This is a genomic window from Olsenella sp. An293 (assembly GCF_002159495.1).
Taxonomy (GTDB): domain Bacteria; phylum Actinomycetota; class Coriobacteriia; order Coriobacteriales; family Atopobiaceae; genus Thermophilibacter.
Genome location: NZ_NFIT01000001.1, coordinates 185,692 through 207,248, shown reverse-complemented (window position 1 = coordinate 207,248; position 21,557 = coordinate 185,692). Strand labels below are relative to the sequence as shown.

General features: G+C 68.9%; 16 protein-coding genes. 8 read left to right on the top strand and 8 right to left on the bottom strand.

From position 1 onward, the window contains the following. Positions 1-73 precede the first annotated feature (73 nt). The 6 genes from pflB to B5F85_RS00860 form a co-directional block, all read right to left on the bottom strand. Positions 74-2,161 carry a formate C-acetyltransferase gene (gene pflB / locus B5F85_RS00885; protein ID WP_087313479.1) on the bottom strand — a complete coding sequence of 696 codons (2,088 nt, stop codon included), beginning with the start codon at positions 2,159-2,161 and terminating at the stop codon, positions 74-76. A gap of 234 nt (positions 2,162-2,395) precedes the next feature. Continuing rightward, entirely contained in the window at positions 2,396-2,887 is a 492-nt protein-coding gene (locus B5F85_RS00880; protein ID WP_087313477.1) for a GtrA family protein, read from the bottom strand. Between the two features lie 51 nt (positions 2,888-2,938). Then, positions 2,939-5,425, bottom strand: coding sequence for a glycoside hydrolase family 3 C-terminal domain-containing protein (locus tag B5F85_RS00875; protein WP_087313474.1), 2,487 nt, complete (start codon positions 5,423-5,425; stop codon positions 2,939-2,941). A 194-nt stretch (positions 5,426-5,619) separates the two neighbouring features. Continuing rightward, positions 5,620-6,264 carry a DedA family protein gene (locus tag B5F85_RS00870; protein WP_087313472.1) on the bottom strand — a complete coding sequence of 215 codons (645 nt, stop codon included), beginning with the start codon at positions 6,262-6,264 and terminating at the stop codon, positions 5,620-5,622. A gap of 160 nt (positions 6,265-6,424) precedes the next feature. Beyond that, entirely contained in the window at positions 6,425-7,660 is a 1,236-nt protein-coding gene (locus B5F85_RS00865) for an iron-containing alcohol dehydrogenase (RefSeq protein ID WP_087313470.1), read from the bottom strand. 47 nt (positions 7,661-7,707) lie between these two features. Continuing rightward, on the bottom strand, positions 7,708-8,961 hold the full coding sequence (locus B5F85_RS00860) for a hypothetical protein (RefSeq protein ID WP_087313468.1): 1,254 nt from the start codon (positions 8,959-8,961) through the stop codon (positions 7,708-7,710). 401 nt (positions 8,962-9,362) lie between these two features. On the opposite strand from B5F85_RS00860, the gene B5F85_RS00855 reads away from it, so the two are divergent. Further along, positions 9,363-9,557: a hypothetical protein gene (locus tag B5F85_RS00855; RefSeq protein WP_087313466.1), complete on the top strand. Its 195-nt coding sequence runs from the start codon at positions 9,363-9,365 to the stop codon at positions 9,555-9,557. A gap of 39 nt (positions 9,558-9,596) precedes the next feature. On the opposite strand, the gene B5F85_RS00850 is transcribed toward B5F85_RS00855, so the two are convergent. Beyond that, positions 9,597-10,148: a GNAT family N-acetyltransferase gene (locus tag B5F85_RS00850; protein ID WP_087313464.1), complete on the bottom strand. Its 552-nt coding sequence runs from the start codon at positions 10,146-10,148 to the stop codon at positions 9,597-9,599. A 279-nt stretch (positions 10,149-10,427) separates the two neighbouring features. On the opposite strand from B5F85_RS00850, the gene B5F85_RS00845 reads away from it, so the two are divergent. The 7 genes from B5F85_RS00845 (at position 10,428) to B5F85_RS00815 (ending at position 20,513) form a co-directional block, all read left to right on the top strand. Next, entirely contained in the window at positions 10,428-10,739 is a 312-nt protein-coding gene (locus B5F85_RS00845) for a metal-sensing transcriptional repressor (RefSeq protein ID WP_087313462.1), read from the top strand. Between the two features lie 84 nt (positions 10,740-10,823). Beyond that, positions 10,824-13,400, top strand: coding sequence for a heavy metal translocating P-type ATPase (locus tag B5F85_RS00840; RefSeq protein WP_087313460.1), 2,577 nt, complete (start codon positions 10,824-10,826; stop codon positions 13,398-13,400). A gap of 343 nt (positions 13,401-13,743) precedes the next feature. Beyond that, the gene (locus tag B5F85_RS00835; protein ID WP_158094535.1) at positions 13,744-14,967 is read left to right on the top strand and encodes an MFS transporter; all 1,224 of its coding nucleotides are present in this window, start codon (positions 13,744-13,746) and stop codon (positions 14,965-14,967) included. Positions 14,968-15,058: 91 nt separating this feature from the next. Then, entirely contained in the window at positions 15,059-16,480 is a 1,422-nt protein-coding gene (locus B5F85_RS00830) for a 6-phospho-beta-glucosidase (RefSeq protein WP_087313456.1), read from the top strand. 143 nt (positions 16,481-16,623) lie between these two features. Continuing rightward, on the top strand, positions 16,624-18,789 hold the full coding sequence (gene ligA / locus B5F85_RS00825; protein WP_087313454.1) for an NAD-dependent DNA ligase LigA: 2,166 nt from the start codon (positions 16,624-16,626) through the stop codon (positions 18,787-18,789). A gap of 81 nt (positions 18,790-18,870) precedes the next feature. Continuing rightward, entirely contained in the window at positions 18,871-19,641 is a 771-nt protein-coding gene (locus B5F85_RS00820) for a tyrosine-protein phosphatase (protein ID WP_087313453.1), read from the top strand. Further along, on the top strand, positions 19,638-20,513 hold the full coding sequence (locus B5F85_RS00815) for a MurR/RpiR family transcriptional regulator (RefSeq protein WP_087313451.1): 876 nt from the start codon (positions 19,638-19,640) through the stop codon (positions 20,511-20,513). Before B5F85_RS00820 ends, B5F85_RS00815 begins: the two co-directional genes overlap by 4 nt. 23 nt (positions 20,514-20,536) lie before the next feature. Here the strand turns inward: B5F85_RS00815 and B5F85_RS00810 are convergent, their stop codons facing one another. Then, positions 20,537-21,373 (bottom strand): histidinol-phosphatase HisJ family protein, encoded by an 837-nt coding sequence (locus tag B5F85_RS00810; protein ID WP_087313449.1) that lies wholly within the window; start codon positions 21,371-21,373, stop codon positions 20,537-20,539. Positions 21,374-21,557 lie beyond the last annotated feature (184 nt).

Below are 21,557 nucleotides of genomic sequence, written 5' to 3'. Positions count from 1 at the left end.
TACTCGATAATTGCCACTCAGACGGTGACAATTACCGAATCTGCAAATTGGGGACTGCCCCCAACTTACAGGTCTAGCAGCAGCCGCAGTCCGGGGCCGGGTTCTCGATCTGGATGTCAACGCCGAGAGCGTCGAGGTCGAGCTCGCCGAACATGACCTCGCCATCCTTGCCGAGGGCGTTGGGCACGATGGAGAACGTGTTGGAGATGCCGTCCTGGGCGTCCTTGAACGGGAGCTTGGCGACGGAGGCCAGCGAGGCGACGGCGCCGTGGGTGTCACGACGGTGCATCGGGTTGGCGCCCGGGGCGAACGGCTCGCCGGCGCGACGGCCGTCGGGCGTGTTGCCGGTGGCGTTGCCGTAGACCACGTTCGAGGTGATCGTGAGGATCGAGGTCGTGGGAACGGAGTTGCGGTAGGTGTCGGTCTCGCGGACGTACTTCATGAAGACCTCGACCACGTCGTGGGCGATCTGGTCCACGCGGTCGTCGTCGTTGCCGTACTTGGGGAAGTCGCCCTCGACCTGGTAGTCGGTCACGAGGCCGGTCTCGTCGCGGATGACCTTGACCTTCGCGTACTTGATCGCGGAGAGGGAGTCGGCCACGACGGAGAGGCCGGCGATGCCCGTGGCGAACCAGCGGTGGACGTGCTCGTCGTGCAGGGCCATCTGCAGGCGCTCGTAGCAGTACTTGTCGTGCATGTAGTGGATGATGTTGAGGGAGTTGACGTAGACCTCGGCCAGCCACTGCATCATGTCGCGGTACTTGGTGATGACGTCGTCGTAGTCGAGGTAGTCGCCCTCAACCGGACGGAACCTCGGGCCGACCTGCTCGCCGGTCTTCTCGTCGCGGCCGCCGTTGATGGCGTACAGGAGGCACTTGGCGAGGTTGGCGCGGGCGCCGAAGAACTGCATCTCCTTGCCGATGCGCATGGAGGACACGCAGCACGCGATTGCGTAGTCGTCGCCGTGGTAGACGCGCATGAGGTCGTCGTTCTCGTACTGGATGGAGCTGGTGGTGATGGAGATCTTGGCGCAGTAGCGCTTGAAGGCCTCGGGCAGGCGCGTGGACCAGAGCACCGTGAGGTTGGGCTCGGGGCTGGTGCCCATGTTCTCGAGGGTGTGGAGGTAACGGAAGGCGGTCTTGGTGACCATGGAGCGGCCGTCGACGCCCATGCCGCCGATGGACTCCGTGACCCACTGCGGGTCGCCGGAGAACAGCTCGTTGTACTCGGGGGTGCGCGCGAACTTGACCATGCGCAGCTTCATGACCAGGTGGTCGATGATCTCCTGCGCCTCGGCCTCGGTGAGCGTGCCGTTCTTGAGGTCGCGCTCGGCGTAGATGTCCAGGAACGTGGAGTTGCGGCCGATGGACATGGCGGCGCCGTTCTGCTCCTTGACCGCGGCGAGGTAGCCGAAGTACAGCCACTGCACGGCCTCCTGGAAGTTCTTGGCCGGCTTGGAGATGTCGAAGCCGTAGATCTTGCCGAGCTGGTTGAGCTCCTGGAGGGCACGGATCTGCTCCGCGAGCTCCTCGCGGTGGCGGATGGTGGCCTCGTTCATGGTCTTCTGGGTGCCGGCGTGCTCGGCCTTCTTCTCCTCGATGAGGCGGTCGACGCCGTAGAGGGCGACGCGGCGGTAGTCGCCGATGATGCGGCCGCGGCCGTAGGCGTCGGGCAGGCCGGTGATGATGTGGCTGTGACGGCACGCGCGCATCTCGGGCGTGTAGCAGTCAAAGACGCCGGCGTTGTGGGTCTTGCGGTAGTTCGTGTAGATGTTCACGATCTCCGGGTCGACCTCGTAGCCGTTCTGCTTGCACGCGGCAACGGCCATGCGGATGCCGCCGTTGACCATGAGGGCGCGCTTGAGCGGCTTCTCGGTCTGAAGGCCCACGATCTTCTCGAGGCCCTGGTCGATGTAGCCCGCGGGGTGGGAGATGATCGTGGAGACGAGGTCGGTGTCCATGTCGAGGACGCCGCCGGCCTCGCGCTCCTGCTGGAAGAGGTCCATGACCTCATCCCAGAGCTTGGTCGTGTTCTCCGTGGGGCCGGCGAGGAAGGACTCGTCGCCGTCGTAGGGGGTGTAGTTCTTCTGGATGAAGTCACGAACGTCGATCTCGTGCTCCCAGTTGCCACCCACAAAGCCCTGCCATGCTTCCTGACTCACTGCTCACGCTCCTTTGACGTGGTCGTTGTGTCGCCGTTTGGGTAACGGCACACTTCAAACTACCAGATGTGTCAAGGATTTGTGATGAGAATAAGTTAGCCTAGGCTGTCACCTTGCAAACTACACAGTAAAACACAGCATCTTGTGCCGAGAAGAACCTCTGGCATCAACCTGTAGTGGTATGCGGCTATACCGGGCTCGTGCCCAAACCCGGCTGCGGCCGGCGGCCGGCGCCTACTTGCCCGGTGCGATCCAGAACTTGAGGACCGGGAAGCTCACCACCACGGCGAGCAGCGTGTTGACCACCGAGGCGATGGTGCCGGCGAGCGTGGCGTCGATGCCGAGGCTCTGCTGGCAGAAGTTCATCACGTAGTTGGGCAGCAGCAGGTTCACGACGACGATGACCACGGCGAGCACGGCGTATTTCCAGGCGGTGTCACGGAAGCTGGCGTCGGACTTGAAGACGAGCTTCATCTGCACGAAGAAGTTCACGACCTGCGCCATGACCTCGGCGATCAGAAACGTCACGAAGGCGCCCACGCCGGCGTCGCGGTAGTCAAAGATGAGGAACTGGAAGGGCTCGGTCATCCCGAGCGCCTCCACAAACAGGGCGGTGCCCGCGGCGGTCAGCGCGATGCGCACGATGGTCGAGATGTTGGAGAGGACGTTGAACTTGATGAACTCCCAGATGCCCTGGTGATTCTCGGTCCAGCTCTTGAAGCTCATGATGCGATCCTTCCTTCGTAGTGTGACGAAGGGACTGCCCCTTTGCCACGTCTAGAGCTTGCGGGCAAGGGCGGCGTTGCGGACGAGGTTGAGGAGAGCCGCCCCCACGAGGGGCACGACGATCCACGCGAGCCACAGCAGGCACCCGACCAGCGGGCCCCAGCCCAGCGCGAGAGCCAGGACGAGAAGGACGGCGCCGCCCCAGCCGAAGCCGCGGACCTCGCGCAGCAGCGCGTCGACCACGCCCTTGTCGGTGATGCCGCCCGTCATGATGCCCATGGCGCGCAGGGGCATGTTCCAGATGAAGAGGGTGTTGATGTCGGAGACCCCGCTGCGCTCCATGGCGCGCACGCGCGACCTCAGGACCAGCCACACTGCCCAGAGGATGGCGGAGCGTCCGTAGTTGAGGTCGCGGAAGCACATGTTGGGCTCTATGCGCGGAGCATCGTCGGGCACGGGGCGGCCGAGAAGGGCTGAGAAGTGCGCGTCGTCCACGTCGGTCACGTCGGCAGTCTCGTACGGGGTCACGTCGACGCCCTCGTAGGGGTCGGGCGCGCCGGTCCCGGCGAGTTCGACCTCTGCGACCAGGCGGATGTCCTCGCTCGAGGCCCCCACGCGAATCTCGTAGATGCCCCCCTCGATTTCCCAGCGGCCGGTCGCCACGTTGAAGTAGGAGAAGGCGCGCTCGTCGAGCTCGATCTCCACCGTGCGGGACTCGCCCGGGGCGAGCTCGACGCGCGCGAAGCCGCGGAGCTCCTGCTCCGGCCGGAAGACCTCGTGCTCGGGCTTGGCCACGTAGAGCTGGGCCACCTCGGCACCAGCACACGAGCCCGTGTTGGTGACCGTGAAGGTCGCGCCGTGATCGGTGGCCTTGAGGTCGGAGTAGGCAAAGTTGGTGTAGGAGAGGCCGAAGCCAAACGGGAAGGCCACAGGAACGTTCGCCGTCTGGAAGTAGCGGTACCCCACGTAGAGGCCTTCGCGATACTCCGCGCGCAGGCCCTCGGCGGGGTAGCTGGCGGAGGAGGGGACGTCCGCCAGGCGCCGCGGCCAGGTCTCCGTGAGCTTGCCGGAGGGGCACACGCGACCGCAGACCACGTCGAGCGCCCCGCCCGCGCCTGCCTGGCCGCCGAGCGCGCAGTAGAGCACGGCGGGAACGTCGGCCATCCACCCGGACTCCACGACCGAGCCCGCGGAGAGCAGCACGGTGACGCGCGGGTTGACCTGGGCCACGGCGCGGACGAGCTCGACCTGGTTGGCGTTGAGCGCCATGGTGCGCCGCTCGGCGCCCTCGGTCTCCGCAATCTCGTCGAGCCCCAGGGCAAGAAGGACCACATCTGCGTGGCGCGCGAGGTCGAGGGCGGCGTCGAGCTTGGCGCGGTTCTCGCCGCCGTGGCGCTCGAAGCCGGGCTCGTAGCCCGCGAGCTCGAGCTCCGTCTCACCCACGAGGTCGAGCAGGCTGTCCACGCGCGTGGAGTTGACCGCGGAGGAGCCGGCTCCCTGGTAGCGCGGCGTCTTGGCAAAGTCGCCGATCAGGGCCACGCGGGTTCGCGGCGCGAGCGGCAGGAGGCCTCCCTCGTTCTTGAGCAGGACGCAGCCCTCCGCGGCGGCCTCGCGGGCGAGGGCGTGGTGGGCCTCGGCGTCAAAGGCCGCCGGCGCCGCTTCCAGGCCGGCGCGCGTGGCGAGCACGAGCTCGATGGCCTCGTCGACGCGCTCGTCCACGTCCTTCTCGGCCAACCTGCCGGAGCGGACGGCCTCGATGAGCTGGCGCGCCTCGCCGAGGCCCGGCGCCGGCATCTCAAAGGTGGAGCCCGCCGCCACGCCCGCCGCGTGGTCGTTGGAGCCGCCCCAGTCCGTGACGACGGCGCCGTCGAAGCCCCACTCGTCGCGCAGGATGTCCTTGAGCAGGTGCTTGTTCTCGTTGGCATAGGTGCCGTTCACGAGGTTGTAGGAGGTCATGATGGTCTGGGGCGCGCTCTCGCGCACCACGGTCTCAAAGCCCGCGAGGTAGATCTCACGCAGCGTGCGCTCGTCCAGCACGGAGTCGGACGCCTGACGGCGCGTCTCCTGGCTGTTCACGGCAAAGTGCTTGGGGCAGGCGGCGATGCCGTTTGACTGGACGCCGCGAACGAAGGCGGCGGCCATCTTGCCGGAGACCAGCGGGTCCTCTGAGAAGTACTCGAAGTTGCGGCCGCAGAGCGGGTTGCGCTTGATGCACAGTCCCGGCGCGAGCAGCGTGCCCACCTTCTGGACGGCGGCCTCCTGGCCCATTGCCGCGCCGACGCGCTCCTCGAGCTCCTCGTCCCAGGTGTTTGCCATGGTCACGGCAGTGGGGAAGCAGGTGGCGGGCTCCGATCCGGAGAGCCCCAGGTGGTCGGCGTGCTCGCCGGCCTGGTGGCGCACGCCGGACGGGCCGTCCGAGAACTCCATCTGCGGGACTCCCGCGCGATCGAGCGGCCAGGTGCCGAAGGGCTTGGCGCCCTGCAGCAAGACGCACTTCTGCTCGAGCGTGAGCCTGGCGATGATGTCTGCGTGCCTCATGCGTCCTCCTCCGGGCGGTCCCTACCGTCGATGATAGGGGGTCGGGGAGGGGGAGGCGGCGCCGTGACACAATCAGCGCGCCACGCGACACGTTTGGCGGGTGGCGCGACGTTTGGCAGTGAGACGCTCGCCGCCGGCTCTCGCTCGGCGCATGTCTGGCACCGGGGTCTCTTGGGTGCGGCGGGTCTGGCGATCTACGCGTCCTTCTCGCCTGTGCCCTCGCGCAGGGCAGGGATGATGCGCTTGACCACCCAGAAGATGACCACCACGACGACGATGGCGATGATCACGTACTTGACCACGTCGGAGACCCACTCGGCCTGCTCGGTGACCGTCTCCCACGCGCTGCCGGCGGCGGCGCCGAGCGAGCAGAGCACGGTGTTCCACACCGCGGAGCCCAGGAGTGTGTAGAGCGAGAACTTGAGGACGTTCATCTTGGCGGTGCCGGCGGGGATGGAGATGAGGCTGCGCACCACGGGGATGCAGCGGCAGATGAGGACCGTGACCTGGCCCTTGCGGTCGAACCAGTCCACGGCGCTCGAGATGTCCTCGGGCTTGAAGCCCAAAAGGCGCATCGGGCGCGTGCCAAAGAAGGTCATGAGGCGCTCGCGCGAGAGGATGCGGCCCACGCCGTAGAGGATGTAGGCGCCGGTGATCGAGCCCACGGTCGCGGCGATGATCATGCCGGGGAGCGTGAGGTCGGTCGTGGTGGTGAAGAAGCCCGAGAGCGGCAGGATGAGCTCGCTCGGGATGGGCGGGAAGACGTTCTCGAAGAAGATGAGGAACCACACGCCGATGTAGCCGAACTGGCTGATGAGGTTGGTGAACAGGTCCTCCATGGGACTCCCTTGTCGAGGCGGCACAACGTTTCCATTATCGCCGGGCGGGGGCGTGGAGGGGGAAAATCAAGGTATGAACAGAAGTGCGGGCCGGCCGCGGACGCTTTGGGACGTCGGCTGCCGGCCCACTCAACGCCGGGCGAGAAGGGCGCGCCGCCCGCTACAGGCAGGACTCGTAGATCGCGCGGGCGTCGTCCATCGTGAGGGGCTGGAGGTCGCCAAAGACCGCGCCCTTGTTCTGCTCGAGGGTCTCGAGCAGGGCGGGGATGTCGTCTGCCGTGACGCCGAGCTCGCCGAGGGTGCGCGGCATGCCCATCGAGACGAAGAAGGCCTGCAGCTCGTCGATTGTGGCGGTCACGGCGTCCGCGACGGCCTCCTCGGGCGTGACGTCCACGCCGTCTGCCTCCGCGTCCACCGGTTCGATGCCAAAGACGGAGCGGCCGAAGGACAGGAAGCGCTCCGGGGCGCTGCGCCACACGTAGCGCATCCACGCGGGGAAGACCACGGCGAGGCCGGCGCCGTGGGTGATGCCGGTGTGGTGAGCGGAGAGCTCGTGCTCGAGACCGTGGCACTCCCAGCCGCCCGCGCGCCCGCCGGCAACTGCGTTGCGCCCCACGCCGGCGATGTCGTTGTGCGCGAGGGTGCTCGCCCACATGATGTTGGCCTGCGCGTCGTAGTCGCGCGGGTCTGCGAGGGCGCGCGGCGCCTCCTCGACGAGCGCGTGGATGATGCCGCAGGCGATGTTGTCGGTCACCGGGACCGGGCCCACGCTCGAGAAGTAGCGCTCCATGATGTGGGCGATCATGTCCGTGACGCCGGCAGCGATCTGGTACGCGGGCAGGGTGAAGGCGAGCTCGGGGTCCATGAAGGCCACGACCGGGCGGTGCAGCTCGCTCGAGAGCCCGCGCTTGAGCTTGAGCTCGTCGTTGGAGATGACGCAGCTCGCCGAGGACTCGGAGCCCGCGGCGGGAATGGTGAGCACGCACGTCACGGGCAGCTTGCCCTCGGCGACGATCTTCGCGCGCTTGGCAAAGAGGTCCCACACGTCGCCCTCGTAGGGGACTCCCACGGCGACGGCCTTGGCGGTGTCGATGACCGAGCCGCCGCCCACGGCGAGGACGAGGTCCGCCCCGCACTCCCGCGCGAGCGCGACGCCCTCCCTCACGAGGCCGACCTCGGGGTTGGGCCGGACGCCGCCGAGCTCGGTGTGCTCTATGCCCTCGGCGTCGAGCGTGGCGAGCACGCGGTCGAGGGTGCCGGTGCGGATGACCGAGCCCTGCCCGTAGATCACGAGCGCGTGACGGTAGCCCGCGGCGGCGAGCTCTGCGCCCACGCGGTCGGTGACGCCGCGACCAAAGACGAACTTGGTGGGGAGGAGGAACGTGAAGTCGTTCATGCGGGTCCTTTCGACGGATGCCGAGAAGAGCTTACCGCGTCGAGGCCCTACCGGGGGAGATCGTCGTAGGCGTCGTCGTCAAGCTCGACGGGATCCTCGCAGGTCTCGTAGCCGGCAAAGCGGCTGAGGTCATCATCGTCGTCGAGCTGCGGGGGTGCGCCCTTCTCGGCAAGATCGTCGAGAAGCGTCTGCCAGCGGGCACGGTCCTGCTCGAAGCCGGCGAGCCGTTCCCGCGCGACCCCGAGGGCAAATGGCGCGAAGTTCTTCTCGGACGCCTCGGAGAGCGCCCGGATGACGTTGCGGCTGCTGCGGTAGAGCTCGTCCTCGAACGCGGCAAACCCGTCCGCGCCCACGACCCACTCGGGAGGCGCGTCCCCCACGCCGTCGATGAGCTGCGGCCCCAGGCCCGTGAGGCCGTCGTGCGTCTCGAGGACGCGTATGGCCACCTCCCAGGGCGCCCCCTCCCCGTAGGCGTAGGTCGCCTCGTGGGTCCGCGGGAAGACGTCGCCCAGGCGCATCGTCGAGGCCCTCACCTCCATGAACTTCTTCTTGCGCGTCTGGGGCCGCGCGATGGCGCCACGCACGTCGGGCTCGCCGATCAGCAGGTTGCCCCGACTGGTGGAGAGCAGAAAGCCAAACGGTCGCTCGTCCGTCCAGCTGAGGCAGCGCTGGATGATGAGGTGCAGGTCCAGGAAGGTGAGCCCGGCGGGCACCACGACCTTTCTCCAGCACGGGGCGAGGCCGCGGCTCCCGTACGCCTCGCCGTAGAAGCCGCCAAAGTACCCGCAGTAGGAGCCTCGCTCGTTGAGGGCGAGCTGCAGGTGGAGCAGAAGCGACTGTTCGCTTGCCTGGTCGCGATGGTACGAAGCGGGCGGGTCGGCGAGCACGGTGGGCGAGAAGGGCGTGCCCGCCGGACTCGGGAGCCTGCCGCCGGGCGCGACCGCCGCCACGAACTCGGACATCGTGAGCGGGCCCGCGCCCGCGGAGGACTGGTCGGCGAACAGACGCGGCCAGGAGCCCCTGATCTCGTCGTGCGTGGCGCCGAGGGCGGGTCCGAGTGCGAGCTGGAGGTACTTGATCACCCCGAGCGCCTCGCGCTTGCCCTCCTCGGTCACGAAGACGCCATCGCTGCCGTCCGCGTAGTTGACGAGGCCGTAGTCGCGCAGGGTGACGAGCGTGGCCTCCCTCATCTGCCGGGAGTAGGCGGGCGAGCTGTCGCGCCAGGCGTCCTCCTCCCGGTTGAGGACGAGAAGAGCGAGCGTGAAGAGGCAGTTGAGCGTCTGGTTGAGGTCCCTGTTCATGGCGGCTCCTTCGCATCAAACAAACGGTTGCGGGAAGCCTACGCCCCGGAGCTGGCCCCGCGTCTGCCAGGGGTCCCCCGGGGAGCTGACACGCGCAGGTCATGGGAGGCCGCCGCGGTGCGAGACCCGCGTTATTCTCGGCAGGCGGTCGGACCCTGCGCCTGGGCGGCGGAGCGCGACGAGCGGGAGGGCGGGCGGCGTCAGACGGGGCGATTTGAGGCATTGGTGGGGCATCGCTCAGGGCGTCGCCGTTGGGATGACCACGCGACCGCCCGGTCATGCGACGCTGCGCGAAGACCGCCCAACTTCCGTGCACTAACCTGCCACGGCGCTTACCGGGCGCTTACGCTCGCCGGCTATCTTGGACCCAAAGTTCGCCCACGATAAGCCGGAGGTGTGCCATGTTCGAGAGCCTGCTGGGACGAGATGCCTCCTACCTGCGCAGACTTGGGCTGCTGTGCGCCTTGCTCTGCGGCACGTGCGTTCTTCTCGGCATCGTGCTCATGATGTTGCAGCCGTGTGCCTCCAGCGTGGTCGCCACCGCCGGGGCGCTCGTGATGACCCTCGCCGGCATGGGGCTCGCTCGCCGCTCGTAGTCTCCGCGGGCGCCGTCAGGGGCTGTGCGACTCGTCGGGTCAGGCGCGCCGAGCCTCCCATGCCTCCCGCGTGAGGCGCGTGACGTGCACGCGGGTGCACCCGTCGATTGGGCGCGGCGCCGAGGCCGTGTGGACGTGGCTCGGCGCAAGGCCGAGCTTCTCCTGCACGCGACGGCTCTGCTCGTTGCCCTCGTAGTAGCCCGCCCACACCATGTCAAGGTGCAGGTCGGAGAAGGCATGCTCGATGAGGGCGCCCGCCGCCTCCGGCATGTAGCCCCGGCCCCAGTGGTCGCGCGCCAGCCAGTAGCCGATCTCCGCCTCGCGACTGCCGCTCGCCAGGGTCGACGCCTCGCCGATCATGAGGCCGACCGACCCCACCGGGTCCTCCGTATCGCGCCCCCTGAGCACGATGGCGTAAGTCTCCGGGGCGCCAAGGATGGTCCGGATGATCTGGAGGCTCTCCTCGACGCTCTCGTGCGCGGTCCAGCCGGCGCGCGGGCCGACCTCGGGGTCGCTGGCCACGCGGAACAGGGCGGGCGCGTCCGACTCCTGCCAAGGTCGCAGGATGAGGCGGGGCGTCTCAAGTTGCATGGCGACCTCCTTGTTTGGGACCTTTTCCGACCGCGATGTGCGCACTTCTCGGCGGTGTGTACGCAATTGCAAGTTTGATCCGAGGTTCTTCTCAGCAAAACCGCTGGTAGACGTGGTGGCGAGAAGAACCGCGGTTCAGCAGCAGTGTACACAACGCCCGTGACTGTACACAACGACTGCAGCTGCGTACAACGCCCGGGTCCTCCGTTTGACAGGTACCCCTATGGGGTATACACTTCTCAGCAAGTGATACCCCCACAGGGTATAGAAGGGAGCCGCATGGACGAGAAGGACGCCTGCCCGCACTGCGGGGCGCTCAAGCACACGCCGCGCGCGCCGGAGCTCAAGCGCGACGTCACGCGGCGGATCAACCGCGCCATCGGCCAGCTCAACGGCATTCGGGCCATGGTGGAGGAGGACCGCTACTGCGGCGAGGTCCTCACGCAGCTCGCGGCCGTAGAGTCAGCCGTGAAGGCCATCTCGCGCGAGGTCATGCGCGACCACCTGGAGACCTGCGTGGTCGAGCGCATCCAGGCGGGAGACACCGAGGTCACCGACGAGGTCATGGACCTCTTCCGCAAGTTCATGTGACCTGCAAGTTGGGGACAGTCCCCAATTCACATAAAAGTTTTCTGTAATTTGGGGACTGTCCCCAACTCGCAGACGGAGGCGGCGATGAGGGAGACCTTTGACATAACGGGCATGACCTGCGCGGCGTGCTCAGCGCGCGTGCAGAAGGCGGCGGGTGAGGTGCCCGGAGTGGCCTGCGCCAACGTGAACCTGCTCAAGAACTCGATGGAGCTCGACTACGACGGCTCGCCCGAGACGGCCGCCGCCGTGGTGGAGGCCATCGAGCGCTCCGGCTACGGCGCCGAGCGCCGGCGCCGCGCGGGCGAGAAGGGCGCCGCGGCAAAGGAGGAGCGACCGGGCGCGGCCGCCGAGCGCGCCATCCGCGAGAAGCGCGACCAGCTCGTGGTCTCGGCGGTCTTCTCGGTGCCGCTCTTCTACGTCGCCATGGGCCCGATGTTTGGCTGGCCGCAGCCGCCCTTCCTGGCGGGGGAGGCCAGCCTCATGGCTCAGGGCCTCACGCAGCTTTTGCTCTGCGCGCCGATCCTGTTTGTCAACCGGCGCTACTTCTTCACCGGGTTCAAGACGCTGGCGCACCGTGCGCCCAACATGGACTCGCTCATCGCGCTGGGCTCGGCGGCCTCGGCGGTATGGTCGGTGGCTCAGCTCTATCGCATGGCGTGGGCCGTTGGCTCCGGAGACGCGGTGACGCTGCACGCCGCCGCGCACAACCTCTACTTTGACTCCGCGGGAATGATCCTCACCCTCATCACGCTGGGCAAGTTCTTCGAGGCGCGCGCCAAGGGCCGCACGACCGACGCCATTGCCGCCCTCATGGACCTCGCGCCCAAGACGGCCGTCGTCGTGCGCGACGGCGCGGAGGTGGAGGTCCCCACCGAGGACGTCCGCGTGGGGGAGCGCGTGATCGTGCGGGCCGGCGCCTCCATCCCGGTGGACGGCGTCGTGCTCGAGGGGGCGGCCGCCGTCGACGAGTCGGCCATCACGGGCGAGTCCGTGCCTCGGGAGTTGGGCCCGGGCGACCATGTGACCGGCGCCACGGTCTCGACGCGCGGATGGATCGCCGTGGAGGCGCGCGCCGTCGGCGACGACACAACGCTCGCCGGGATCATCCGCCTTGTGGACGAGGCCACGAGCTCCAAGGCGCCCATCGAGCGCATGGCGGACAAGATCGCGGGCGTCTTCGTTCCGGTGGTCATCGTCATCGCGGCTGTGACGTTCGTGGCGTGGCTCGCGCTCGCGGGTGACGTGGCCACGGCGCTTACGCACGCCATCTCGATCCTCGTGATCTCCTGCCCGTGCGCGCTCGGCCTGGCCACGCCCACGGCCATCATGGTGGGAACCGGTCGCGGCGCGGCCAACGGCATACTCATCAAGTCCGCCGAGTCGCTCGAGACCGCCTGCAGGGTGGATGCCATTGTGCTGGACAAGACCGGCACCGTCACCGCCGGCGAGCCCCGCGTGACCGACGTGCGCCTCGTCGAGGGCGTCTCCGAGGGGGACCTCGTTCGCGCGGCCGCTGCGCTCGAGCGCAAGAGCGAGCACCCGCTGGCCGGCGCGATCTGCGCGTATGCGGACGAGCGGTGCCCGGGCGCCGATGGGGGAGCGCGCGTGGAGCGCTTCGAGCAGGTCCCGGGCGGCGGGCTCTCCGCGCTCGTGGACGGCATCCCGGTGCTGGCGGGCAACGCGAGGCTCATGGCCGCCCGTGGCGTGGCGCTCGGCGAGCTCGCCTCCGCGGCAGAGGCGCTCGCCGACGACGGCAAGACGCCGCTCTTCTTCTCTGCGAACGGACGCGCCCTGGGCATGATCGCGGTGGCGGACCCCGTGAAGCCCACGAGCGCCGCGGCGATCGCGAGGCTGCGCGCGATGGGGGCCCGCACGGTGCTGCTCACCGGCGACCAGGAGCGCACCGCCGCGGCGGTCGCGCGCCAGGTGGGCGTGGACGAGGTCATCGCCGGCGTGCTGCCCGCGCAGAAGGAGGCCAAGGTCCGCGAGCTGCAGGAGGCCGGGCACGTCGTGGCCATGGTCGGCGACGGCATCAACGACGCGCCGGCGCTCGCCCGCTCGGACGTGGGAGTGGCCATCGGCGCCGGCACGGACGTCGCAATCTCCTCGGCCGACGTGGTGCTCATGCGATCGGACCCCGCCGACGTGGCCACCGCCATGGAGCTCTCCCGCGCCACGATGAGAAACATCAAGCAGAACCTCTTCTGGGCGCTCTTCTACAACGCCATCTGCATCCCCGTGGCGGCCGGGGCGCTCTCGCCGTGGGGCGTCACGCTCAACCCGATGATCGGTGCGGCGGCCATGGGCTTTTCGTCCGTCTTCGTGGTGAGCAACGCGCTGCGGCTCCGCACCTGGAAGCCCAGCGAGCGGGTTACGCCGGCGGCGCCTGCCGTCGTCGAGATAGAGAGCGTGTCCGTTGACGTCGTCGAATCAGCCGAGAGAAAGGAACCCACCATGACCAAGACCCTGAACGTGACCGGCATGATGTGCCAGCACTGCGTCGCGCACGTGAAGAAGGCGCTCGAGGGCGTCGAAGGCGTGAGCTCCGTGGACGTGAGCCTCGAGGCGGGCACCGCGACGGTCGAGGCCGCCGACTCCGTGGCCGACGAGGCCCTCGTGGCGGCCGTCGTCGACGCCGGGTACGAGGCCGCTGTGGCGTAATCGTCTGCAAAACCGGTCTTCGATCCATATCCGGCGGAACTGCGGAACAAAACCGCGCTTCGATCCATACGATTTTGGGACTTTTTCGCCGTTTCGACGGCCCCGCGCAACGGCCAACTGGGACGATGCGCGGGGCCGTCCGCATGTGGCGCTGAAAACTCATGGATCGAAGGCGGGTTTTGTTCCGCGGACCCGCCGGATATGGATCGAAGGCAAGAATTGCAGGGGCGGGGCCGCCAGGACCCTCGATCTGAAGCCGGCCCGACGCAAGACCGGCGCTGCCCAGCGCCGACGAAGTCATACAATGGTCCGGTTGCTGATCGGGCGTCACGAAGGGCCGATGATGAATCTCACTTCTGAGCAGAAGCGCGTTGTCTACACGCTGGGCTTCTGCGGGCTCGTCTCTGCCGCAGACAACTGGTTCGTCTCACCGGCGCTGCCCGCCATCGCAAACGCGCTGGGCGTGGCCGCGTCTGCCGCCGCCATCGTGCTCACGGCCTACCTCGTGCCCTACGGGCTGCTCCAGCCCGTGTGCGGGACGCTGGGCGACCGCTTTGGCCGTCTGCGCGTGCTCCACGTGATCGTGGCCGGACTCGCCGCGGGGACGTTTCTCTGCGCCGTGGCGCCCACGCTGCCGCTGTTGGTGGCGGCGCGCGTGCTCACGGGCTGCTTTGCGGCGGGCATCATCGCCGTCTCCCAGGCGCTCGTCGGCGACGTGGTGGGCCCGGAGCCTCGAGGCGCCGCGGTGGGCGTGCTCATGGGCATCACCTTCACCGGGCAGGGACTCTCCTCGGGTCTGGGAGGCATCATCTGCGACCTCATGAGCTGGCGCGCCGCCTTCGCGTGCTTCGGCGTGCTGGCGGTCGTGGCGCTTGCCCTCCTGTGGCGGCTTCCCGTGACGTGCGGAGGCACCGCGGACGCCTCGCCACGCGCGCGGGCAGAGGCCGTCGACCCCTCCGCCCCGACCGGCCCCTTCCTCGCGCGCGCCGCCCGCATCTTCTTTGGCTCCCATCGCACCGTGTACCTCGTGGCCTGCACCACGGGTCTCGTCTTCCTGGGCGTCTACGGCTTCATGGGGACGTTCCTGGCCGAGCGCTGCGGCCTCGGCTCCACGCAGGCGGGGCTCATCATGATGCTCTACGGCGTGATGTGCCTCGTGGGCGGCACCGTCTCCGGGCGCATCGGCGCGGCCCATGGCCCGCGCGGCGTCGTCTACGTGGGCGAGGCCTCCGGCCTTGTGGCCATCGCGGCGCTGCTCGCGGTGAGCGTCACGGGCTCGTGGGCGCCGGCGCTGCTCGCGGCGGGCGCCCTGGGCTTTGGCTACATCCTCACGCAGCCCACCTTGGTCTCGCTCTCCATGGACGCGGACCCCGCGCAGACGGGGCTCTGCACGGGCCTCATCGGCCTCGGCGTCTTTGCGGGCGGCGGCGTGGGCAGCGCCCTCGGCGGCCAGCTCGTGGCGGCGGGAGGCTACCCGCTGCTGTGGGCCGTCGCGGCCGTCGTGCTCGCGGGCCAGCTCGTCCTCGGCGGCCGAGCGCTGGCCGCACTGGATCGTCGCGCGCGATAGCGAGCCTTTTCCGGCGAACTCGCGGCTCACTTGCGTCACACTAGGCATAGAGGCCCGCACGGGCGGGCAACCGGACAGAGAGGAGCTACTCATGGGCTTTCCCGAGGGCTTTCTGTGGGGCGGCGCGACGGCCGCAAACCAGTGCGAGGGCGGCTTCGACGAGGGCGGGCGCGGCCTGGCGAACGTCGACGTGGCGCCGGTGGGCCCGGACCGCGCGGCCGTGGTGACCGGCGAGCGCAAGATGTTCGCCTTTGACGACGAGCACTTCTACCCGGCCAAGGGCGCCATCGACATGTACCACCGCTATCGCGAGGACATCGCGCTCTTCGCTGAGATGGGCTTCACGTGCTACCGCCTGTCCATCGCCTGGACGCGGATCTTCCCCAACGGCGACGAGCTCGAGCCCAACGAGGAGGGCCTGGCCTACTACGAGGACCTCTTCCGCTGCTGCCGCGAGCACAACATCGAGCCGCTCGTCACGATCACGCACTTCGACTGCCCGATGCACCTCATCGAGGAGTACGGCGGCTGGCGCAACCGCAAGATGATCGAGTTCTACGAGCGCCTCTGCCGCGTGCTCTTCACGCGCTACAAGGGGCTCGTCCGCTACTGGCTCACGTTCAACGAGATCAACATGATCCTTCACGCGCCGTTCATGGGCGCGGGCATCTGCTTCGAGCCGGGCGAGGACCACGACGCCATCAAGTACCAGGCGGCCCACCACGAGCTTGTGGCGAGCGCCCTGGCCACCAAGATCGCCCACGAGGTCGACCCCGAGAACAAGGTCGGCTGCATGCTGGCCTCCGGCTCGGTCTACCCGCGCACCTGCAGCCCCGACGACGTCTGGGCGGCCATGGAGTACGCGCGCGAGAACTACTTCTTCATCGACGTCCAGGCTCGCGGCGCCTACCCGCCCTACGCGCTCAAGCGCCTCGAGCGCAAGGGCGTCATGCCCAAGATGGAGCGCGGTGACGAGGAGATCCTCGCCGCTCACACGGTGGACTTCGTGTCCTTCTCGTACTACAACACGCGCTGCGTCTCCACCGATCCGGCCGAGCAGGTCGAGGGCAACCTCTTCATGGGCGCGCGCAACCCCTACCTCGAGGAGACCCAGTGGGGCTGGCCCATCGACCCCAAGGGCTTCCGCACCACGATCAACGAGATCTACGATCGCTACCAGAAGCCGCTCTTCGTGGTGGAGAACGGCCTGGGCGCCGTGGACGAGCCGGACGAGAACGGCTACGTCGAGGACGACTACCGCATCGACTACCTGCGCGCCCACATCGAGCAGATGCGGCTCGCGGTCGAGGAGGACGGCGTGCCGCTGATGGGCTACACCATGTGGGGCCCGATCGACCTCGTCTCCGCCGGCACCGGCGAGATGAAGAAGCGCTACGGCTTCATCTACGTGGACCGCGACAACCTGGGCAACGGCACGCTCGCGCGCTCGCGCAAGAAGAGCTTTGCCTGGTACAAGAAGGTCATCGCCTCCAACGGGGAGGACCTGGCGTAGGAACGGCATCCGCCGCGCGCCTTCGGGCCCGGGCCCCTCGCGGCAACGGGGCCCGGAGGCGCCGCGTCGCGTGGTCGGCGGCCACGCGTCCATGCGCTACCATGATGGGCCGAGAAGAACCGCGAGGCTGGCAAGGAGCTCCCATGGCAGACGAGAAGAACGTGCAGGTCCAGGCGTCACTGTTTGGCGATGACGCCCCGGTGGAGCCCGTGGCCGCCCCGCAGCCGCCGCGCGCCCGGCACGCCGAGCTCAACCGCATCCTCAGCCACGCGGCCTACGCCTACTACGCGCTCGACCGCCCGGAGATGAGCGACGCGGAGTTTGACCGCACGCTCCAGGAGCTGCTCGCCCTGGAGGCAGCCCACCCCGAGCTCGTCACGACCGAGAGCTACACCCAGCGCGTGGGCGGCTACGTGTCCGAGCAGTTCGAGCCCGTCACGCACGCGGCTCGCATGTACTCGATGGACGACGCGATGGACCTCACCGAGCTCGACGAGTGGCTCGCCCGCACCGACGAGGCCCTCGGCGCCACGCCGGATCACCCGGCCGCCTACACCTGCGAGCTCAAGATCGACGGCCTGGGCGTGGCGCTCACCTACGCGGACGCGCAGTTCGTTCGGGCCGCCACGCGCGGCGACGGCACGACCGGAGAGAACGTGACCGCCAACGTGCTCACGATCGCCGACGTGCCCCGCGCGCTCGCCCCGGCCGGCCTCGCGCGCCTGACCGAGGGGGGCCTGGGCCGCTCGGTGGAGGTCCGCGGCGAGGTCTACATGCCGCGCCACTCCTTCGCGCGCCTGAACGAGGCTGCCGACGCCGCCGGCACCGCGCCCTTCGCCAACCCGAGAAACGCCGCCGCGGGGAGCCTGCGCCAGAAGGACCCCAAGGTGACGGCCCATCGTGACCTCGAGACCTTCATCTACGCCGTGGCCGACGAGGCCCCGATCGACGTCCACACCCAGTGGGACTTCCTCCAGTGGCTGCGCGACTGCGGATTTGCCGTGAACGACCGCGCCGCGCGCTGCATGAGCGCCGCGGAGGTCCACGCCTACTGCGAGAACGCCCTCGCGCATCGCGACGAGCTGGACTACGACATCGACGGCGTGGTCGTGAAGGTGGACTCCCTCGCGAGCCAGGCGGCGCTCGGCTTCACGGCGCGCGCGCCGCGCTGGGCCATCGCGTTCAAGTTCCCGCCGGAGGAGAAGCGCACCGTCCTGCGCGAGATTCGCGTGCAGGTGGGACGCACCGGCGTGCTCACGCCCGTGGCCGAGTTCGACCCCGTGACGGTGGCCGGCTCCACGATCGCGCGTGCCACCCTGCACAACGTGGACGAGATCGAGCGCAAGAACGTCCGCGTGGGGGACACGATCGTGGTCCACAAGGCCGGCGACGTCATCCCCGAGGTCGTGGGCCCGGTGCTGGAGCTGCGCCCGGTCGGCGCGCCCGAGTTCCGCATGCCAAAGACCTGCCCCTCCTGCGGCAGCCCCGTGGTGCGCGAGGAGGGAGAGGTGGCCTACCGCTGCGTCTCCATCGACTGCCCCGCGCAGGCCGTGGAGCGCCTCATCCACTGGGGCAGCCGCAACGCGATGGACATCGACGGCCTGGGCGACGAGATCGTGGCACGCATGGTCGAGCAGGGGCTGCTCGCGGACGTGGCGGACTTCTATGACAGGCTCACCGAGAAGGACCTCGCGGAGGTCTGGACCGGACGGCAGGCCATGGACGGCTCCGACATCGTGATCGGCCCGGTCATCGCGGCCAAGGTCATGGCACAGGTGGCCGAGTCCAAGCGCCGCGGCCTGGCGCGCGTCCTGTTTGGCCTGGGCATCCGCCACGTGGGCGCCACGGTCGCGCGTCAGCTCGCGACGCACTTTGGGTCCATGCAGTCGCTCGCGACGGCCACCGAGGAGGACATCGCCGCGGTGGACGGCATCGGCCCCAAGATTGCCGCCAGCGTGCGCGGGTTCTTCTCGGTCGAGAAGAACGTGGCCGTCGTGGAGCGCCTGCGCGCCTCCGGCGTGGTGCTCGAGGAGGAGCGCGCGGAGCCCGAGCGCCCGCAGACGCTCTCGGGGCTCACCTTCGTGCTCACGGGTACGCTCGAGCGTCTCAAGCGAAACGAGGCCAAGGCCGCCCTCGAGGCCCTCGGCGCCAAGGTCACGGGCTCGGTCTCCAAGAAGACGAGCTACGTGGTGGCGGGCGCGGCGGCCGGCTCCAAGCTCACGAAGGCGGAGAGCCTCGGCGTGCCGGTGCTCGACGAGGCGGCCCTCGAGCAGATCCTCGAGACCGGCGAGCCTCCGGCGACTCTGTAAATTGGGGACAGTCCCCAATTCGCACAAAAGTTTTATGTGAATTGGGGACTGTCCCCAATTCACAGACGACGAAAGGTTCTCATGCAATTCACGGACGCCCGGCCCAACTTTGGCCGCATCGACTTCGAGGGCCTGCCCAACACGCGCGACCTGGGCGGGCTGCCCACGGCCGACGGTCGGCGCGTGCGCCCGGGCCTGCTTCTGCGCTCGGGCACGCTCTACTTTGCCACCACGGCGGACCGCCGCCGGCTCATCGAGGACTACCACCTGCGCGCGGTCGTGGACCTGCGCGGCGAGGACGAGCTCGCGGAGTACCCGGACGGCGTGGAAAGCCTGCCCGGCGTCCGCTACGTGCACGCCGACGCGCTCAGGGGCACGGTCGCCGGCATCTCGCAGAACGCCGAGGCCCGCGCCCAGCTGGAGGCCGCGCGCGCAGACGACGGAGACCCTGCGCGCTTCATGGAGATGGTCTACCCGCACATCCTGCTGGGGGAGTCCGGCATCGAGGCCTATCGCGCGCTGCTGCGCTGTGTGCTGGAGACCACGGACGGCTCGGTCCTGTGGCACTGCCACTTCGGGCGCGACCGCTGCGGCATGGGCAGCATGCTCGTGGAGGCGGCCCTCGGCGTGCCCTGGGAGGCGGTCGAGGAGGACTATCTCGCCACCAACCGCTTCAACCCCGACCCGGCCGACGAGCGCACCGACGCCAACCTGCGCTTCATTCGCGCGGCGGTGGCCGCGGTGACGCGCGAGTTCGGCGGCGTGATGGGCTACGTGCATGACGCGCTGGGCGTGAGCGACGCCGACGTCGCCGAGCTGCGCGGCCGCTGCCTCGAGGGGGCGCCGCGATGAACGTCCTCACTCGCCTGCGGATGGGGGAGGGGTTCTCGGACGGCGAGCGCGCCCTGGTCGACGTCATCCTCGCCGACCCCGAGGCGTTTCTCGCCGATGGCTCCAAGCAGCTCGTTTCGAGGGCGCACGTCTCAAAGTCGACGGTGTACCGGCTCTGCGAGAAACTCGGCTGCCCGGGCCTGGCGGACCTCCGCGTGCGCGTGGCGAGCGCGCTCGCGGACTTCAGGCGCGAGAGCGCCGGCGTGGACGTCAACTTCCCGGTGCGTGCCGGCCAAGACGGGGCCCAGGTCATCGAGGCGATCGAGAAGGACCTGGCGCAGACGCTCGCCTCCACGGCAAACGTGCTGGACCCCTCCGCGCTCGACCGCGCGGCGGCGCTCGTGCGGGGTGCGGAGCATGTGACGGTGCTCGCCACGGCCGGAAACGTCGCCTTCGCCCAGAACTTCCGCTTTCAGATGGCCGAGGTGGGGCGTGCGGTGAGCGTGCCGGTGGACGAGTACGAGCAGCGTCTCGCGGCGGCCTCTGCGGGCGAGAAGGACGTGGTGGTCCTGGTCTCCTTTGGCGGCCGCGGGTTCGTGTCGCGCCCGGCGGCGCGGGAGCTCGCGGGGCGCGGGGTGCCCGTCGTGCTGGTGGCGTCGGCCGCGCCCACGCCCCTCGACGAGTTCGCGACGGTCAAGCTCGCGCTCTCCCCGGACGAGGATCACGCGCGCAAGGTCTCGCCCTTCGGCACGGGGCTCTCGCTGCTCTTCGTGCTGGACGCACTCTTCGCGCGCTGCTTCGTGGAGGACTTCGACGCCAGCCTCGCCCGCCGTCTGGGCTATTACGACCGCATCGTCGCGATGGGCGGCTGCCCCGGCGGCTTGACAATATAACCTGACGTCATTGTCAAGTGCCGTCAGAGGCGCACGAGGCGCGGCTCGCCCTTCTCGTACGTGCACACGCCCTCAAAGCCGAGCTCGGCGAGCTCGCGGTACGCGAGGCGCAGGTAGGAGCCTAGGTGCTCGGGCGTGTGAGAGTCAGAGCCCACGGTCACGATGCGCCCACCGAGGTCGCGGTAGAGCTCGAGGATCTCGCGGCTGGGCTGGAAGTCCCCCAGGCCGTAGCGGATGCCGGACGTGTTGACCTCGATGCCCTTGCCGTCCGCGATCACGTGGCGCAAAATCTCGGCCACGACGTCGCGCACCTGCTCGAAGGGGTAGTCGCCGAAGGGGTCGTAGCGGCGGATGAGGTCGAGGTGCCCGAGCACGGAGTAGCCGTCGAAGGCCTCCGCCACGGCGAGCATCTCCTCGTAGTAGGCGGTGTGGATCTGCTCGTGCGTGCGCCTGCGCTGGTAGTCGCCGTTCCAGAACTCGAGGTCGCCCACCTGGTGGATGGAGAGAATCACGAAGTCGAGCCGTCCCGTCAGCCGCTCGAGCAGCGCGCGGTTCTCGCCCAGCGTGTGTCGCTGCACGCCCAGCTCCAGGCCCGCCCGCAGGCAGATGCGGTCCCCCAGCTCGTCGCGCACGCGGTCGAGCTCGGCCAGGTAGGCGTCGTAGGCGCAGTTGGTGACCGGGTGCCCGTCCTCGAAGCGCGCGCCGGTCGGCTGGTCCCACTCGGGCTTGACGCCGTAGTCCACGTGCTCGGTGAAGCAGACCTCGTCGAGGTTCAGGCGCAGCGCGTCGCGCGCGACCTGCTCGAGCGGGTAGACGGAGTCGTCGGAGAAGCCTGTGTGAACGTGGTAGTCGGCGAGCATGGGGGTCCTTTCTCTCGCCGCCAGTATATCGGCCGCCCGCCCGTAGCGGCAGCAATCGGACGTTTTTCTCGGCACGGGCCCCGCGCAGGCCCGCGCGCCGGGACGTTCGGCTCGGACCTGAACGTTGGGGACAGTCCCCAATTAGCAGCACGTTGGGGACTGTCCCCAACGTGCAGGTGGCCGG

Excerpts from the sequence above, each read along its gene's own strand:
- B5F85_RS00880 (WP_087313477.1), bottom strand. The coding sequence starts at position 2,887 with ATGAGCTTCAAGAGCTGGACCGAGAATCACCAGGGCATCTGGGAGTTC.
- B5F85_RS00875 (WP_087313474.1), bottom strand. The coding sequence starts at position 5,425 with ATGAGGCACGCAGACATCATCGCCAGGCTCACGCTCGAGCAGAAGTGC.
- B5F85_RS00870 (WP_087313472.1), bottom strand. The coding sequence starts at position 6,264 with ATGGAGGACCTGTTCACCAACCTCATCAGCCAGTTCGGCTACATCGGC.
- B5F85_RS00865 (WP_087313470.1), bottom strand. The coding sequence starts at position 7,660 with ATGAACGACTTCACGTTCCTCCTCCCCACCAAGTTCGTCTTTGGTCGC.
- B5F85_RS00860 (WP_087313468.1), bottom strand. The coding sequence starts at position 8,961 with ATGAACAGGGACCTCAACCAGACGCTCAACTGCCTCTTCACGCTCGCT.
- B5F85_RS00855 (WP_087313466.1), top strand. The coding sequence starts at position 9,363 with ATGTTCGAGAGCCTGCTGGGACGAGATGCCTCCTACCTGCGCAGACTT.
- B5F85_RS00850 (WP_087313464.1), bottom strand. The coding sequence starts at position 10,148 with ATGCAACTTGAGACGCCCCGCCTCATCCTGCGACCTTGGCAGGAGTCG.
- B5F85_RS00845 (WP_087313462.1), top strand. The coding sequence starts at position 10,428 with ATGGACGAGAAGGACGCCTGCCCGCACTGCGGGGCGCTCAAGCACACG.
- B5F85_RS00840 (WP_087313460.1), top strand. The coding sequence starts at position 10,824 with ATGAGGGAGACCTTTGACATAACGGGCATGACCTGCGCGGCGTGCTCA.
- B5F85_RS00835 (WP_158094535.1), top strand. The coding sequence starts at position 13,744 with ATGAATCTCACTTCTGAGCAGAAGCGCGTTGTCTACACGCTGGGCTTC.
- B5F85_RS00830 (WP_087313456.1), top strand. The coding sequence starts at position 15,059 with ATGGGCTTTCCCGAGGGCTTTCTGTGGGGCGGCGCGACGGCCGCAAAC.
- ligA (WP_087313454.1), top strand. The coding sequence starts at position 16,624 with ATGGCAGACGAGAAGAACGTGCAGGTCCAGGCGTCACTGTTTGGCGAT.
- B5F85_RS00820 (WP_087313453.1), top strand. The coding sequence starts at position 18,871 with ATGCAATTCACGGACGCCCGGCCCAACTTTGGCCGCATCGACTTCGAG.
- B5F85_RS00815 (WP_087313451.1), top strand. The coding sequence starts at position 19,638 with ATGAACGTCCTCACTCGCCTGCGGATGGGGGAGGGGTTCTCGGACGGC.
- B5F85_RS00810 (WP_087313449.1), bottom strand. The coding sequence starts at position 21,373 with ATGCTCGCCGACTACCACGTTCACACAGGCTTCTCCGACGACTCCGTC.